At 58.5% G+C, this 16338-nt stretch carries 13 protein-coding genes; 9 read left to right on the forward strand and 4 right to left on the reverse strand.

The features are described 5' to 3' along the window. Window positions 1-78: 78 nt before the first annotated feature. Genes AC1DD7_RS23375 through pdhA form a run of 3 tightly spaced genes read right to left on the reverse strand, consistent with a single transcriptional unit; the run spans window position 79 to window position 3580 of the window. Entirely contained in the window at window positions 79-1419 is a 1341-nt protein-coding gene (locus AC1DD7_RS23375) for a dihydrolipoamide acetyltransferase family protein (protein ID WP_477516782.1), read from the reverse strand. Further along, window positions 1416-2435 (reverse strand): alpha-ketoacid dehydrogenase subunit beta, encoded by a 1020-nt coding sequence (locus AC1DD7_RS23380; protein WP_442017893.1) that lies wholly within the window; start codon window positions 2433-2435, stop codon window positions 1416-1418. Before AC1DD7_RS23380 ends, AC1DD7_RS23375 begins: the two co-directional genes overlap by 4 nt. Beyond that, window positions 2432-3580, reverse strand: a complete 1149-nt coding sequence (gene pdhA / locus AC1DD7_RS23385) for a pyruvate dehydrogenase (acetyl-transferring) E1 component subunit alpha (RefSeq protein ID WP_477516783.1) — start codon at window positions 3578-3580, stop codon at window positions 2432-2434. Before pdhA ends, AC1DD7_RS23380 begins: the two co-directional genes overlap by 4 nt. A 548-nt stretch (window positions 3581-4128) precedes the next feature. On the opposite strand from pdhA, the gene AC1DD7_RS23390 reads away from it, so the two are divergent. The 6 genes from AC1DD7_RS23390 to AC1DD7_RS23415 all read left to right on the forward strand — a co-directional run bounded on the left by AC1DD7_RS23390 (window position 4129) and on the right by AC1DD7_RS23415 (window position 10633). Then, entirely contained in the window at window positions 4129-4716 is a 588-nt protein-coding gene (locus tag AC1DD7_RS23390) for a TetR/AcrR family transcriptional regulator (RefSeq protein ID WP_477516784.1), read from the forward strand. 548 nt (window positions 4717-5264) lie between these two features. Next, a complete protein-coding gene (locus AC1DD7_RS23395) occupies window positions 5265-5840 on the forward strand; it encodes an RraA family protein (protein ID WP_477516785.1) in 576 nt (191 codons plus the stop codon). Between the two features lie 535 nt (window positions 5841-6375). Beyond that, window positions 6376-6657 (forward strand): hypothetical protein, encoded by a 282-nt coding sequence (locus AC1DD7_RS23400; RefSeq protein WP_477516786.1) that lies wholly within the window; start codon window positions 6376-6378, stop codon window positions 6655-6657. A gap of 256 nt (window positions 6658-6913) precedes the next feature. Beyond that, complete coding sequence (locus AC1DD7_RS23405) at window positions 6914-7372, forward strand: Lrp/AsnC family transcriptional regulator (protein WP_477516787.1); 459 nt, start codon at window positions 6914-6916, stop codon at window positions 7370-7372. A 235-nt stretch (window positions 7373-7607) separates the two neighbouring features. Further along, window positions 7608-8627, forward strand: coding sequence for an acetylxylan esterase (locus tag AC1DD7_RS23410; RefSeq protein ID WP_477516788.1), 1020 nt, complete (start codon window positions 7608-7610; stop codon window positions 8625-8627). 1400 nt (window positions 8628-10027) lie between these two features. Further along, entirely contained in the window at window positions 10028-10633 is a 606-nt protein-coding gene (locus AC1DD7_RS23415; protein ID WP_477516789.1) for a TetR/AcrR family transcriptional regulator, read from the forward strand. Window positions 10634-11091: 458 nt separating this feature from the next. Here the strand turns inward: AC1DD7_RS23415 and AC1DD7_RS23420 are convergent, their stop codons facing one another. Next, window positions 11092-12267, reverse strand: a complete 1176-nt coding sequence (locus AC1DD7_RS23420) for a pyridoxal phosphate-dependent aminotransferase (protein ID WP_477516790.1) — start codon at window positions 12265-12267, stop codon at window positions 11092-11094. An 884-nt stretch (window positions 12268-13151) separates the two neighbouring features. Here AC1DD7_RS23420 and AC1DD7_RS23425 point away from each other — a divergent pair. The 3 genes from AC1DD7_RS23425 (at window position 13152) to AC1DD7_RS23435 (ending at window position 16291) form a co-directional block, all read left to right on the forward strand. Continuing rightward, window positions 13152-14345, forward strand: a complete 1194-nt coding sequence (locus AC1DD7_RS23425) for an ABC transporter substrate-binding protein (protein ID WP_442017884.1) — start codon at window positions 13152-13154, stop codon at window positions 14343-14345. Between the two features lie 75 nt (window positions 14346-14420). Beyond that, window positions 14421-15380: a carbohydrate ABC transporter permease gene (locus AC1DD7_RS23430; RefSeq protein ID WP_477516791.1), complete on the forward strand. Its 960-nt coding sequence runs from the start codon at window positions 14421-14423 to the stop codon at window positions 15378-15380. After that, window positions 15377-16291: a carbohydrate ABC transporter permease gene (locus AC1DD7_RS23435; RefSeq protein WP_442017882.1), complete on the forward strand. Its 915-nt coding sequence runs from the start codon at window positions 15377-15379 to the stop codon at window positions 16289-16291. The genes AC1DD7_RS23430 and AC1DD7_RS23435 overlap by 4 nt, the downstream gene beginning before the upstream one ends. The last annotated feature ends 47 nt before the right edge of the window (window positions 16292-16338 follow it).

A 16338-nucleotide genomic window follows, 5' to 3' on the forward strand; every position in this document is an offset into this window, starting at 1 on the left:
GCCCTGTAAGTAGCAGGTGCGGAGATGGTCGCGGGATCCAGCGCAATCAGTGGCGGCGGCAGTTCAGAACGGGGCGGGCTAAACCATCGTGATGAGCACTGCCGGATTGGACATGATGGCCCCGACGTCGGAAAGGAATCGTGAGCCCTGTTCGCCATCAACCAGCCGGTGGTCAAAGGAGAGGCTGAGGGTCATGACACTCCGAATTGCGACAGCGCCGGCGTGCTCCCACGGTCGGCGCCTGACGGAGCCGATAGCCAAAATAGCCGCCTCTCCGGGGTTCAGAATGGGTGTCCCGGCGTCGATGCCGAAGACGCCTATGTTCGTGATGGAGATCGTGCCGCCCGACAGCTCGGCCTGCGCCGTCTTGCCTGACCGGGCCGTCTGGGCGAGTTGATTCAAGGCGGCGGAGAGTTCCAAAAGTCCCATGCGGTCCGCGTCCTTGATGTTCGGCACAGTGAGCCCACGCGGTGTTGCGGCGGCGATGCCCAGGTTGACGTAATTGAACTGGACGATCTCCTGGCGAGCTTCGTCCCATCGGGAGTTCAACGAGGGATTGCGGCCCAACGCGACGAGCACGGCTTTCGCCACAAGCGTCAACGGTGTGAGCTTGTAGCCGGCGAACTCACGGCTGGACTTCAACGTCTCAAGCAACTCCATGCTCGTCGTGACATCAATAGTCAGGAACTCAGTTACATGCGGCGCGGTAAATGCGCTCGACACCATCGCAGAGGCAGTGTGCTTGCGTACGCCTTTGATGGGCGTTCTGGTTTCCCGTTCCTTTTCCCCAGATGCCTCGATATCGGCCGTTTGACTGTCCGCTGCTTGCCGGGCGGCGTATCCCGCCGCGGCATCGATGTCAGCCCGGGTGATCAGGCCCTGTGGCCCGGTGCCAACCATTGATGCCAGATCCACGCCTAAATCTCGTGCGAGCTTGCGGACCGGCGGTGTGGAGCGGGGTCGATCTGCTGGGCTGTCCGAACCCCAGGAAGTCGGAGCTGGAGTTTCGGGGGTAATAGGAGCGGTCTGGGCATTCGAGTGTGGGTGAAAAGCCTTGCGGGGTTTGCGTGCTGGCCGCCCGGCACTGTCAATTTCGGCCCCGTAACCAACGAGAGTCGGGATCCGTTTTGCTGGCCCGTCGTTGGCGATATCTGAGGGCGGGCCGCCGTCAGAATCTCCCGGGAGCGTGAATGACACGATGGGGGTACCAACTTGAACAACGGTGCCCGGTTGCTCATGGAGTACGGCGATGATTCCGGCGTAGGGCGAAGGGAGTTCAACTACCGCCTTTGCTGTCTCGACCTCGGCGATCACCTGATTCAGTTCGACGGCGTCGCCGACGGCGACCTTCCAGTGGAGGATCTCCGATTCGGTCAGCCCTTCACCCAGGTCCGGGAGCCTAAATTCCCTTGTGGTCATCTCTTTCGTCCTCCCAGTCCAGTCAGAGAGTTCGGTCGGTCAAGGGCCCGGTCTACGCCGTCAAGAATCCTGTCCAGATCGGGCAGGTGGTGTGATTCCAGCTTTGACGGCGGGTAGGGGATGTCGAAGCCTGTTATCCGGACCGGCGCTGACTCAAGGTGGTTGAAGCAACGTTCGGTGATGGTCGCGGCGATCTCGGCTCCCAGGCCGCCCGACCGCGAGGCTTCGTGAGTAATAACCAGCCGGCCGGTCTTCCGCACCGAAGCCTCAACGTGTGCGAAATCGATCGGTGCAAGTGAGCGGAGGTCTATGACTTCAACTGAAATTCCGTCGTCGGCTGCAGCTAATGCTGCGTCCATAGCCGTTTTTACGAGGGGACCATACGTGACCAAGGTGACGTCGCTGCCGGCGTTGCGCACGCTGGCGCTGCCAAGTGGAAATGCTTCTCCAAGGTCAATGTTTTGTTCGACTTCGCCTTTGACGTGATACCGGCGTTTGGGCTCGAAATAGAGTACCGGGTCTTCCGATGCAATGGCCTGCCGAAGCATTGTATAGGCGTCCTGGGGGTTGGACACGCTGACCACCCGCAGGCCGGAGGTATGAGTGAAGTAGGCCTCCGGGGATTCGGAATGATGTTCCGGCGAGCCTATCCCTCCGCCGAAGGGCACCCGGATGGTGATCGGCATCCTGACTTTGCCCTGCGTCCGATAGTGCAGCTTCGCTACCTGGCACACGATCTGGTCAAATGCTGGGTAAATGAACCCGTCAAATTGAATTTCAACAACGGGTCGGTAACCCCGGTAGGCGAGGCCGACGGCGCTGCCCACGATTCCGGCTTCCGCAAGTGGGGAATCGATGACCCGATGAGGTCCGAAGTCTTTCTGCAAACCGTCGGTGACTCGAAAGACGCCGCCCAGTTTGCCGATGTCCTCTCCCATGAGTACAACCTTTGGGTCGTCCTCCATTGCCTTGCGCAGTCCGGCGTTGATGGCTCGGCCAAACGTCATGGTGCTCATCGGCTTATCCCCTCACTCCGCTCACCCGCGAACGTGTCGAGGTAACGGAGGTAGTGTTCCTTTTGCGTTTCCAATGTGGTGTTCGGCGTGCTGTAAACGTGGGCAAAAACGTCCATGGGTAATGGGTCCGGCATGTTGATGCACGCCTCTCGCATTTCCTTGGCGACGGCGTCTGTCTTGGCGGCCACTGAAGCCTCAAGCTCCGGCGTGAAAATCCCCTTGTTCTCCAAAAGTGCTCTCACACGGGCAAGAGGGTCTTTGGCCGCCCAGATCTCGAGTTCGTTTGCGTCCCGGTAGCGGCTTGGGTCATCTGCTGTGGTGTGGGGGCCCATTCGATATGTGACTGCCTCGATAAATGTCGGACCGCCGCCGTTTCGAGCACGGTGCAGAGCGAGACGTGTGGCGGCCATAACTGCCAGGACGTCGTTGCCGTCAACCCGGAGTGATGGGATACCGAACCCCTTTGCGCGGGACGCTATGGGAATCTGGGACTGAAGCCCCACCGGTTCCGAAATGGCCCACTGGTTGTTCTGGCAGAAGAAGATCACAGGCACTTGGAAACTGGCAGCGAACACCAGTGCCTCGTTGACATCACCCTCGCTTGTCGCGCCGTCGCCGAAGTAGGTGACGGCGACAGAAGTGCCGCCGTCGTTCTTGATGCCCATGGCGTAGCCGGTGGCATGCAGGGTTTGGGCGCCGATGATGACCTGGGGTGTTGCCATATTCAGCTCATAGGGATCCCACCCCGAGTGGGCGTTCCCACGCCACACCCGGACGATGTCCCCGTAATCAACTCCCCTGCAGTATGCGACGCCATTCTCCCGGTAGCTGGAGAAGACGAAATCGTCGCTGCGCAGTGCCCGCGCTGATCCAATCTGTGCAGCTTCCTGCCCGAGAAGAGGTGGCCACAAGGCGAGTTCTCCTTGCCGCTGGAGGTAGGTGGCTTCAGTGTCGATCCTGCGGATGACAACCATGTCTTCGTACAGCGAAGACAGCTGCTCGTCAGAGACGTCTTCAACCCACGGGTCAAAGTCCAGATCGCCTACCAGATCACCTTCAGGACTAACCAACTGAATAACGCCGCCGTCCCCTCTTAATCCGGAGTCCTGCTGATCTGCGGAATGGCTTGCCTCATCTGTACGCAACGTTCACACCCTTTTCTTCTGCCCAGCGCGACCTGAATCTGCGGCGGGTCCTGCTGCACGGGGCTGCCTTGCCCTGCAGCTGTGACGCTACTCACGCGGTCATGCGCGAGACAACACGGCTCTGCGGCACTGAACACCGTGTCTGAAGGGGACGCTCTGTCTCGCACGACATTGGTCATGGTGTCCGATCCCTATGCACAGAGAACGGACAGTCCTGAACACCGCGGGTTCCCTCTATGACAACCGCCAGCCCCAACTCCGGACCGGGAGGCGGGCGGACCCGTCGGTGTGGGAGGGTAGTTGAAACTGAAGTGTCAATTGCTAAACTGGTCCTAAATCATAAACGGGCATGAATTAGTCCTTCACGGTTCAGTCAGTTTCGTCCGGGGAGCTCCACAGGGTTTTGAGAGCATGGTGAGTTTCGGTGTTCCATTGCAGGCCGCCGCGCCAGAGGGTTGGCCCGCTAGACAGCAAACCCGACGGAGCTGCCCTGCCCCGGAGCTTAGCTATGGGTAGTGCCCGTTCCGCCCCGCTTAAAGGACCCATTTGTGCGTAGCGATACCCGAAGAAACAAGCAGCGGCTCTTGCGAGCCGTGGCCGAAGAGGTCAGTGAGAACCCTGGGCCCTTGTCTTTGCAAAGCATTGCAGCGAGGGCCGAAGTAGCCGTTACTAGTGCTTACCGCTACTATGCGTCTTTAGATCAACTCCTCTCCGCTTATCTTCATCAGCTCATGGAGGAACTCGCCGAATTCTCGGCGACTTCTCCATTATCGGGTCGCAGACTGTTCGAAGCCGTGCTATCCCGTTGGGTCGAACTGGTCTTTGAACATGGGAAAGTTCTCGTCCGGCTTCGCTCCCGTTCGGGCTATTTGGAGCGACTGGACCGACAAGACCCGGTCATCCAGACCTCACTAGAGATCTGGGAGCGTCCGTTGGCCAACCTGCTAGACGATCAGGAACTGGCCGACGTGTCGATGAGGCGCGCGCTTTTCCTATGTAATGTGCTTACGGATCCTCGCGAGATCCTTGACCTCCATGAGACCGACGGAATGTCAGCCAGTCAGGTCACTACTCTCGTGGCAGCCGCCGTCAGCGGTTCCCTCCGCCCCCACCAAAGGGCCGCTCACCCCCAGTAAGCCTTGCTTACGTGCCCGAGGCCAAAATGCGTCGGGACGGACACGCGGAACCTCGGTACTCCGCGTCAAGGGACTTGCTTCAATCATCGTTGATCCTCTCGTCCTCCAGCGACAACGGGATCAGCCAGTTAATGCAGCCTGGCAAATCCATGAGGAGCGAAAATGGCGTTCGGCAACGCCAGAAACTGAGAGTCGCGAGGGGCCTCGCGCGATTCCTTATTCAATCGGCTTCTCCGACGCAAGGGCCGTCTCCGCTGAGAGGCGCACACGGCTATCAGCTCCAAGGCCTGGTGCTTCAGCCGCAAAATCCGATCCGAGGCCATGTGCCGGCTGGAACCCGTGGGCCCCATGGGATCCGGAGCCAACTTGCCTTTAGCTATTGCTTGGAGCTCGACTACGGTGCAAAATAAGAAGTAATTACCAATTGGTACAATAATTTCACTAGGATGAGTCTACGAGAGGGATCTATGTTTATCGACGCCCCTACCAGTTCCTTGACCGTGGGTCCGCGCCCGGCCACCGGCCCCTTGGAGGTTGTCCGAACTTTCATGCAGTATCCAACAGCTAACGTCGGCGATGCCATGAACCGCCTCAACCTCATGGACTCCGGAATCGCAGCGCAGTGGACCAGCGGCCGTTGCGTGGGACCCGCACTGACCGTACTCACCCGTGAAGGTGACAACCTTGCTATCCACCGAGCCCTCGACGACGCTGAGCCCGGCGATATTCTGGTGATCAATGCCTTGGGTGGAACAACACGGGCAGTATTCGGCGATCTCCTCGCTGAAATCTGCCTAGCTGCAGGCATCGCAGCTGTCATCATCGACGGACTAATCAGGGACCGGGCTGACATTGAGGAGATGGCTCTGCCCGTATGGGCCCGAGGCGTGTCGCCGGCGGGTCCAACCAAGTACGGGCCAGGGGCGGTCAATGTCCCGATAGCCTGCGGAGGCGTCGTAGTCAATCCGGGCGATCTTGTCTCTGCAGACGGTGACGGAGTTGCAGTAGTCCCTTCCGACATCTCCGCGGCCGTCCTCGACAAGCTCCGGGACATCAACATTTTTGAACGCGAGCTCCGCGCAAAGATCCGAAACTCCGTCAAAAACCCTGCCGCTGCGCTGTAAGAACCTGGAGGCAACGCAAACAGAACCAAGACGGAACATCAATCAACGGCCCCCCGGGACGGCTTCGCCACCCTCTGCAACCAGTCCGGCTGGGCACATGTCCACCGAGCCCCACCACCGCGTCCGAGCTCGAGCACGGCAGATGTAAAGATCCGCCCGACTATTCAATACCGCCCTTCAGCACACCGCCAATGGGCGTTCTTGGCCTCGCATAGAAAAACACACCGAAGATGAAAAGCAGAGCTCTCGTTCAAACCAGGAATGCTGACCGACATATCGGTTCGCAACGTCAAAGCAGTTCGGGCCCGGCGCTTGCCTTCGCCGTCAAAGCCACGGGAAATACAGCCACGGATCAGTGGACGAACCGACCTTCACCTCAAAAGCATGTTCCTCCGTACAAGCCAGAAGGACTGCCTGTGACAAGGGAGTGAACTGGCCCAGGCGGACCAGGGATCAGGGCACTACGTCGCTCTAGATCCTTTGGGATTCCGCATCAATCTTCCCCATTACGCCGTCGCCATCCGTGGAAATGAAAATGACCAACTACCGACACGACCAGTGGCATCTGCTCATCGGTGCCATCGTAGAAACCTACAAAAATGGAGATCTGATCAGGTCAGGCAGAGTCGATGACGCCATGTCTGACTCCTCATTGATATGGCTGGCGGCTGACGGGCCGGACACCAGAGCTCTCTTTGATGCCGCTGAAGGCGTTGAAGTCTGGGTTGAACCCCGCCAACTGGATGGGAAGATGTCCTACCGAATGACCAGGGCGGCCCTGAAATGGAAAGACGACGCAAACGCGCCAGATCGTTGAATGGTCCCTTCCACTTCTCTCCGTTCGGCTGGCGCAGCACGATGTCTGTAATCCAAAGACTGCAGGCTGCATGGGCCGGCAATAAGACATAGTGATCGGACGCGGTCGCTCAGCGACCACTGCGGCTGGCAGCGATAAGGCCTGATTCTTCTAACCGCGTTCAGAGCTCGCACCTTCTACTTGGGCCCCTGACACTATGTTTCCGGATGGCCATTGGTCGTTACCCCACTGTCCGCCTGATCACTAATGGAGCGGTATGCACGCATTTGATGGCACTGACAAGGCCATGTTCCTCGCCCTTGATGATGACCCTCGCGTTCCTATGCTTTTTCTCGCCAGAAGACTGGGACTGGCTCGGGGCACGGTGCAGAGCCGCCTCGAGCGGAGGCTTACGGATGATTGCCTTCTCCCTAACAGCATTAGGATCACGCCTGAAGCGCTGGGGTTACCGATGATGGCCCTTGTGACGGCCGAAGTCGAACAGTCATCGCTGGATGTCGCAGTACAGGCGCTGCATGGAATCCCAGAAGTCATAGAGGTTCACGCGATGGCCGGCGACGCTGACCTTCTTCTCCGCGTAGTAGCCCAGAACGCGGAAGATCTATTTCGGGTGGGCCAGGAGATCAGCAACTGCCCAGGAATCCGTCGGACCATGACTTCACTTTTATTGAAGAAACTCGTTCCCTACCGGATCGGCCAACTACTTAAGAAGTGATCCTGTGACAGTTCCCGTTAGTCCCGCGGTTCTAGCCAGAGGTCGTACCAGAAACTCGATCGATGCGGCGAAGCTCTCGATATCGCCGCTGAAATAGGCAGACACATCAGCCACGGCCGCGTCGAGCGACCCAGCAGGCGAGCTGGGTTCCTGGCTCCGTGGCCGCGGCGGGACAAATCGGAGATCCACCTCCCTTTGGGGGCCATTAACTTCAACAACAACAGAAAAGGCGCATATGCCCCTCTTTGACCTCCCGTTGGCCCAGCTACGCAGCTACACCTCCGATGTGACCATGCCGGAAGACCTTCCCGAATTCTGGGACGCCACGATCGGGGAGGCCAGAACTTATCCATTAGACGCCCGGTTTGAGCCGGTGGAGAACTACCTTTCCGTCATTGACAGTTTTGACGTGACGTTCGCAGGATTCGGCGGGGACGCCATCAAGGGCTGGCTGCATCTGCCCGCCACCAGGGAGCCAGGTTCCAGGCTGCCTGTCGTGATCCAGTATGTCGGCTACTCCGGCGGGCGGGGTCTGGTGAACCAGGAAACAAGGTGGGCCCAGGCGGGGTATGCGCATTTCATCATGGATACCCGCGGCCAGGGCTACGGCTTTGCTCTCGGTGACACGGCCGATCCCCATCCGTCCGCCGGCAGTGTGGGCTATGCCGGTCTCATGACCCGGGGCGTGGGCAGCCGCGCAGACTACTACTACCGGCGGGTGTATACGGATGCCTTCCGGGCAGTGGAGGCAGCGCAATCCCACCCAGAGGTGGACCCAGCACGGGTGATCCTTGCCGGCCTCAGCCAAGGAGGCGGCATAGTTGTGGCCGTCGCCGGGCTCGTGTCCGGCCGGCTCAACGGCGTCGTGGCCGCGTTGCCCGACGTCCCGTTCTTGCAGGATTTTCCTCGAGCCATTGACATCACTCCGCGTGGTCCATACCCGGAAATGGCTGCCTTCCTGGCCCGCCACCGGGACCGGTATGAGCCCGTACTTGAAGTCCTCCGCTATTTCGACGGTGTCAACCTTGGACGGTGGGCAATGGCGCCGGCGCTCTATTCGGCAGCGCAAACTGACGATATCTGCCCGCCGTCCACTGTCTTTGCCAGCTTCAATTACTACGGCTCAGCCACTCCGGATGAGTCCAGCGCCGGCCCAACGAAGGAGATTGAGGTGTACAGGTTTAACAACCATGAAGGGGGTCAGGAACACCACTGGATAAGGCAGTTGCTGTTTCTCCGTAAGCTCCTGGGATAAGTCACCGCTGTATCACCGGCTGTAAGCGCCCAAGAACTCAACCTGCCACTGAACTACGCGTGCATCATTTGTGAGCGCATCTCTTCTACTGCAAAAATCGAAACGCGCTCTGAGTAGGGGCTACAGCAGGGCATTCAGGATTGTGGTCGGCGAGAAACGTCGCGGCGCGCGATTTGCGCGCCGGTTGAAATCGTGCCGCCACTCCGCAACCGATGCAGACGAGGCCGGAACGCAACCAGATGGAACGCGAATATGGTACCGCTTCCAGAGCGGAGGCTTCCCATTCCCGCCCGTCAACTGAGCAGAAGGCTACATTCAAGGGTCATTTTGCTTCCTACGGCGAGAGTACTACCGAGAAGGCCGTGAATCTCGATCCGGTAGCCATTTTCCTAAAGATAACATATTCTTACTTGAGATGTAATTACCGATTGATTCTCAAGATCCTTGAGAGAGCATCCGTAGCCCAAGCCAAGGCTCGGGCCAGCGTTCATGTCGGTATCTGGTCCCACGCCTACTCCATGGTCCGCATGGGAGGCAAAGCACGAGTGCACCACACAAGAGAGTCCCGGTGGATGGAGGAACATGGCTTCAACTAAAGACGTTCAATCTTCTTCGGTGACTGTGTCTGTCACGAGAAAAGTAGACCCTTTACGCGCCGATGACGTGACGGCTTGGATTCAGTCTGGGGTAAATCTGGCCAGCCGCTGGCCAGGCTTCCTTGGATCCGGATGGATCCGGTCTTCAACCCGCGGCGACGAGTGGTACATGCTTTACCGGTTTGCAGACTCCTCCTGCCTCAGCGAGTGGGAGAGTTCCAGCTCCCGCAAAGGATGGCTTGATCAAGGAGTCGGGCTAATCGAGGAACGGAGCGTGGAGAAACTTACTGGAATCGAGGGTTGGTTTGATTCCATGCCTCAGTCCGACAAAGGTCTTCCCTCTCCCCCACCCCGACCTGCCCGCTGGAAGCAAGCGGTGAGTGTCTGGCTTGCTTTCTTCCCTGTCAGCCTGATTTTTGCTCTTCTGGTTGAAGCCTTGTACCCCGCGTGGAGCGGATTGTGGACAACTGCAAGGGTTTTGGTAACTACAACCATACTTACGCCGATCATGACAGTTTCGGTGCTGCCCGTCGTGACCCGGCTTCTCCAGTCATGGCTGAGATCTGACACGGTTCCTCGTGTTGGGCAAGCCAACACGCACTCGACATGAAAGAGAAAGCTGCATGTTAGTCTGCAGCACGTTTCCAGGCGCCGAAGACCCAGGGGAATCGCTGCGCGGAAGTGACGCGGGTACAGTTTCTTTAGACCGGGCGTCCTCGAACGTTTCCCTGGAGAATTGCCGGCGGTACGGCCGAGAACCGAAGGAAAGGCGGCGGTCAGTTGCGAAGTGACACACGTCGAAATATGAAAAGTCTCATGCGCGCCGTGGGTGAAGAGATCGATCAGAATCCAGCCGGTGTGACCATGCAAAGCGCTGCGGCTCGTGCGGGCATCGGGACCGCCACCGCTTACCGCTATTTCTCGTCGCTGGACGAGCTGCTCGAGGCGTACACCATCAACACGACTGAGGAACTCCGCCAATTCGCCCACGAATGCCCCCTGACGGGGAGCGAACTGTACAACGCCGTACTGTCACGTTGGATCACCTTGGTGCTGGAACACGGCAAAGTCATGGTCCAGCTACGCTCTCGCTTTGGATACCTCGATCGACTGGATCGAGGCGACCCGGTCATCGCCGCCTCCCGAGCCATCTGGGAACAGCCCCTGAGGGGACTTCTCCAAGATCTCGGCCTGCCGGACACGCTGCTTCGGCAGGCACTGTTCCTGAACAACGCTCTCTCGGACCCCCGCGAAATCCTCGACCTCAGTGAAACGGAGAAGTTGGAGCCGGAGCAAATTGCGAACCAGCTTCTGGAAGCACTTTCCGGGTCTCTCCAAGGATGGGCGAACGCCATGGGTGAAGGACCGGGTGGAGATCTGCTCAGTAACGATGCCCAGGGTCTTCGGTAAGCCGGAGTGCGCCTTGGATTCCGATCCTTTGAATCAGGCCACAGCCAGCCGTCGCGTGCCTCGGCTAGAAGCGCCCAAACCCGCTTCTGGGAACCTCCGCTAAGCCTCTGACGCAAGCGAGACCTTTCCTACCGCGGCAAACGCGCCCGGGAACTCTTCCGGAATTATTTTCCTAAAGAACCGCAACGCTGGTAGGCCGGCGTGCTCATTCCCGCAAGTCCACGGAATACCGCAAGTGCCCGTGGACCTGAGTCACGGAAGCCCTCAGCAATGCTAATGATGCAGGCCTCCGGGAGCTTATCCAGCGCAAGAAATAGCGGCAAGCGGTTCCCGTACGGACTTCCGCCCCAGCCAACCCCCTCCATCGACAAGTTGCGTTGAACTTCGTGGACTTCCCAGTACGGTCCGTAGGGCCGTACAGGTTTGGTGGTGGGAGGTTGAAAGCCGGGCAGTTCCTCTCACATGAAGTTCCGCGCGGCGTCCACGAACCGGTCCAAGCCGAGTTCAAGGTTTTCAGGGTCGGTGGCGAATGAGAGGCGAACGTGTCCTTCCCCGGATGGCCCGAACTCGCTGCCGGAACGGACGATTACTCCGGCCGCTGCGAATCGGGCGGTCATTTCATCGGAGGTGAGAACTGAATCGATTTTGACGAAGGCATAGAACGCACCTTGGGGCGGGAGCATGCTGAGTCCCGGGATACCGGAAAGCTTGGCGACGACTATGTCGCGGCGTGCCTGGTATGACTCAGCCATTGCGCGGAGGTGTTCAGCAGGTGTTTCCAAAGCGATGAGGGCGGCGTCCTGCACGAAGGTATTGATGGAACCGTTAATTGTTCGGTGGAGAAGATTGATCTTCTCCGACAGTCTGCGTGAAGCGACTACGTAGCCCAGCCGCCATCCTGTCATGGCGTAGGTTTTGGAGAATGTGCTGCAGCAGATGACCTGATCTGCAACGGCAGGGAGTTCCAAGGCAGATAGGAACTTCATGCCGTCAAAGACGATGTCGGCATAGGCCTCATCGGAAAGAAGCAGAAGATGAGGATGTGCCTCCAAAATTACTGCCAGTTCCCGCAGTTCCGCCATGCTGTAGACCCGGCCTGTTGGGTTACCTGGATTGCACAGAATAATCATGCGCGTATCAGCCGCTTCGCGAGCCAGCCGTTCAAGATCCAGCGTTCCGTCGGCACGGTTGGAAACCCAGATTGCCTCGGCACCGACCATGGCCAGATGGTCCGCATACAACGAGTACGTAGGTTCCGGAATCAAAACCTTATCTCCCGGGTTGATCAGGGCAAGTATCGAAGCTGCCAGGCCCGCGCTTCCTCCATGGGTGACCACAATCTGCTCCGGCGAGACATTCTGACCGGACCTAACTGTCAGCCTTTCAGCCAGGGAGCGGCGGAGTTCGGGGGCTCCACTGAGATTTGTGTAGCGTGTCCTGCCGTTACGCAAGGCCCTAACCGCTGCCTCAACGATGGGACTTGGTGTCCCTGCGTCAGGCTCTCCCATCGACAAGGCAATGGCGCCAGCAGGTGTCGATCCCAAGGACGCCGGTCGCCGGGAGGCCAAGAGTATGCGCTGGGCAGAGTCTGAGCTGTTCGAGCCGTAGTTGACAAAGGTCTTCTCGGAAGTCATGTCGTCATCCTGATTCCTGCTGAGTCGCAGATCGATAGTGTGGGTGCGGAAAGTAGGAATAGTTTACCAATTAGTACAATATTTCCACAGCAAAGTCCAGCATGAGTTCACTTCCAGGGCTGGTGCCAGGGCCGGGCTTCGAGGCTGCGCGCTTTCAGGGACTCGCACACGGACGTTGCGAGGCCCGAAGACCCTTCGGGGCCCTCGTCCATAACCGAGAGATTGAGACCGCAGAGACGCGGACTTGAGGAGAGCCGTCATTGCTGCGGGAGGGCCTCGGCGGACTCCTTGCCGTCGTTTCCGCGGCCAATATTGCTGTTCGCCAGGCGCGGCGTGGCGATAGGCCACGTCGCGAGCGGGGTTCCTTTTTCGTGAAACAAGCCCAGGGCGTCTGACGCTAGCAATCACAACCTCGGAGCGGCCTAAAGGCATTGACAAGGCATTCCCGGAGTGAGATAGTTTTCCCAATTACGAGATTCATCTCACAATTAATGGCCGTGATGAAGTCAGTACCTTGTAGCGGTCGACAGCTTCATACTCGTCTTAATGAGAGACAGGTTTTGGATCTCAACTCGTTCCGGCTCCCAACCTCTGGGACCGCCCCCGGCGGCCAGAACCTGACCGCCGACCGGGTGGCCACGAAGCGAAACCACGACCCAGATGCTATCGAACGGCTGATTAGGGGCCGCCAGGCACCAGATCCGGGCAAGCGCTGCTACACGAATAACTCACCAATCCCACAGGGGACATAGATAGTAGGAGTTTCAATGGCACCACGTTGGTACACATGCGCGGCGGCAGCCGTTGCCATTTTGACTGCAACCGCTCTAACGGGCTGTTCAAGCAGCTCTAGCCCGGCCGAGACTGGCCCTGCCGGTGAACCAGTGACCATCGAGTACTGGGGGGCGGCGATTGGCCAGGAGAAGTCAGTCGCGATCTTCAACGCTGCACACAAAGATGTCCAGATCAAGTACACCCAGATTTCCGCGGGTTCGGCCGGCGGCTACTCAAAGATGCTGAACGCTGTCCAAGCCGGCAACGCTCCGTGCCTTGGCCAGATCAGCTTCGACACCATTCCCAGCTTTGCGGCGTCGGGTTCGCTTGAGGACATCACCAAGTATGCCGAAGGCAGCAAAGACCAGTACTCACCTGTGGCATGGCAGCTTTCCAGCCTCGGCGGAAACGTCTACGGCATTCCCGTGGGTCTGGGACCCATGGCACTCTACTACCGGGCAGATTTGTTCCAGCAGTACGGTATTGAAGTTCCGAAAACCTGGGACGAATTCCAAGCTGATGCCGAAAAGGTGAAGGCGAAGGATCCTGCTGCCTACTTGGCCACCTTCCCGCTGAACACCTACGACCTCGGCGCGCTTTCTCAACAGGCCGGGGCCCAATGGTTCAGTACAGCAGATGATGCCTGGAAGGTGTCCCTCAACGATGACCCGTCAAAGAAGGTGGCAAAGTACTGGCAGGGTTTGGCTGACAAGAAGCTCGTTGTCCCCGAGCCAGCCTTCGACCAGGCCTGGTACACCAACCTCCAGAGCGGACGGATACTTTCCTACGTCAGTGCTGCATGGACCGGCGCCCTCTTGGAGAAGAACGCTCCAGGACTCAAAGGCAAGATGGCAGTAGCCCCCATGCCTCAGTGGAAGGAAGGCGAAAAGGTTTCCGGCAACCGCGGCGGCGGGTCAGTCTCTGTTTTGAAGGGGTGCAAGAACCCGAAAGAAGCCACTGAGGCCGCGGTATGGATGACGACCAACGCGGAGAGCGTGACAAGCCTGATCAATGATACGGGCATCTACCCGGCTGCCATCAGTGGCCAGAAATTGCCTGCGCTAACAGCAGGGTCGGACTTCTTCATTAATTCTGACAAGACCGCTGAAATTTTCTCCACAGCCGCGAGCAACATACCGGAGCAGTGGGTGTGGGGTCCGAACATGACCAGCCTTCAACCCAAGTTGAATGACGGTCTGAAAGTCATCGGCTCGGGACAGGGAACCATCTCTGAGTTGCTTGACACACTCCAGAAATCCACGATCGCTGACCTGAAAAGCCAAGGTTTGAGCGTCAAGGAGTAAAGCCCCAACCCGCGGCGCCCAGTTGTGAAGCCAGCTGGGTGCCGCGGGCTCCATTCATCACCAAAAGGATTAGCCATGAAGGCACCCACCCTCTCCGCACAGCGGCCCGTGCAACCAGGAACGACAACAGCTAAGCCCCCCAAATCACGGTTGAGCCGGAAGACCACGGTGTCTGCGCTGCTCTTCCTGGTACCGTTCGCGATCATGTTCTTATCCATGAAGGTTGCTCCCATCTTCTACGCGATTTACCAGAGCTTCTTCAAAACGGAACGCAGCGGCCTTGGCGTCGGGAGTTCCAAGAGCATCTTCGCGGGCTTCGGGAACTATCTGGTCGCGCTGCAGAACGGCGACTTCATAGCCTCCTTCGGACGCGTATTTTTGATCGGGATCGTGCAGGTCCCTCTCATGCTGACCATTGCGTTATTCCTGGCGCTTCTTTTGGACTCTGCCTTCTCACCCTTCCGGCGCGGATTCCGACTGATTTACTTCCTGCCGTACGCTTTCCCCGGCGTCATCGCGGCGATCATGTGGTCGTTCCTGTATCAGCCGGATCTCGGGCCTCTCAGCGGATGGCTGAGGGCCATCGGCATCGACGTCAACTTCCTTGCCAACAACATGGTCTTCTTCTCGATCGGGAACATGATGACCTGGGGCTTTACAGGCTTCCAGATGCTGATCATCTACTCGGCGCTACGGGCAGTTCCTGAAGACCTGACCGAAGCCGCGAGCCTGGACGGGGCCGGATGGTGGGCCACCGCATGGCACATCAAAATCCCCGCAGTGCGGCCAGCCATCATCCTCACCGCCGTTTTCTCGATCATTGGCACTGTCCAGCTGTACAACGATCCCGCGATCCTGTCCAAAGTGGCACCAGGAATCTCCTCGACGTTCACGCCGATCATGGCGGCGCAACAACAGGCCGCATCCAACAACTACAACCTGGCAGCCGCTCAATCGGTCATCCTGGCCCTAGTTGCTTTGGTCCTGTCGTTCGGATTCCTCAAATTCACTCAGCGAAAGGAAGCTGACTCATGACCACCGCTCCCCCGCGCACGACAGTCCGGCGCCCAACGCAGTCCCGCGGAACCAGTCGAATGCCATGGCGCCAACAACGCGTCCCGTTCTCGGCGCGCACGTTCTCCTTCGTCGTGATGGCCGCATTCGCGGTCTACAGCCTGGTGCCCCTCTGGTGGCTTATCGTCAGCGCAACGAAAAGCAGGGGGGACATGTTCACGACCAATCCCATGCTGTTCTCCGACTTCAATTTATGGGAAAACATCGCTGACGTTTTCGCGCAGCAAAACGGTATCTTCGCCGTCTGGACGGGAAATACGGTGCTCTACTGCGTCGGAGGTGCCGCCATCGCCACCGTGTTCGCAGCTATGGCCGGCTATGCTCTGGGCAAGTATGAGTTCCCCGGCCGAAAGCTGGTCTTCAACATCATCCTGGCCGCCGTTCTCGTGCCCGCGATCCTCTTCGCGCTCCCCCTGTATCTGATGTTCAGCGAAATCCAGTTGGTCAACACCTACTGGTCAGTTCTCCTGCCCAGTCTCGTAAGCCCTTTCGGAGTATTCCTCGCTGCCACGTACGCAAAACAAGCCATCCCCAACGAACTCCTCGAAGCAGCCCGTATCGACGGTGCCAATGAAGCCCGGATTTTTTGGCGGATCGGTCTGCCCATCATGTCGCCCGCCCTGGTGACTGTTTTCCTGTACCAGTTCGTCGCAATCTGGAGCAACTACCTCCTGCCCGTGCTCATGCTCAACAACGACACCCTTCAGCCCCTGTCAGTTGGCCTTGTCAATTGGCGTGAGCGTCTGAACGAGGGAATCTCTTACCACATCACGATCACAGGATCCCTCCTGGCCGTGATTCCACTGCTCATCGCTTTCTCCATCCTTCAGCGCTACTGGCGCTCCGACCTCGCCGCAGGCGGAGTGAAATAAGTGCCGTTTGAACGAAGACGGCAAACCATGAAATGAAGGAATAGTAG

The organism is Paenarthrobacter sp. 10L412 (assembly GCF_056395565.1).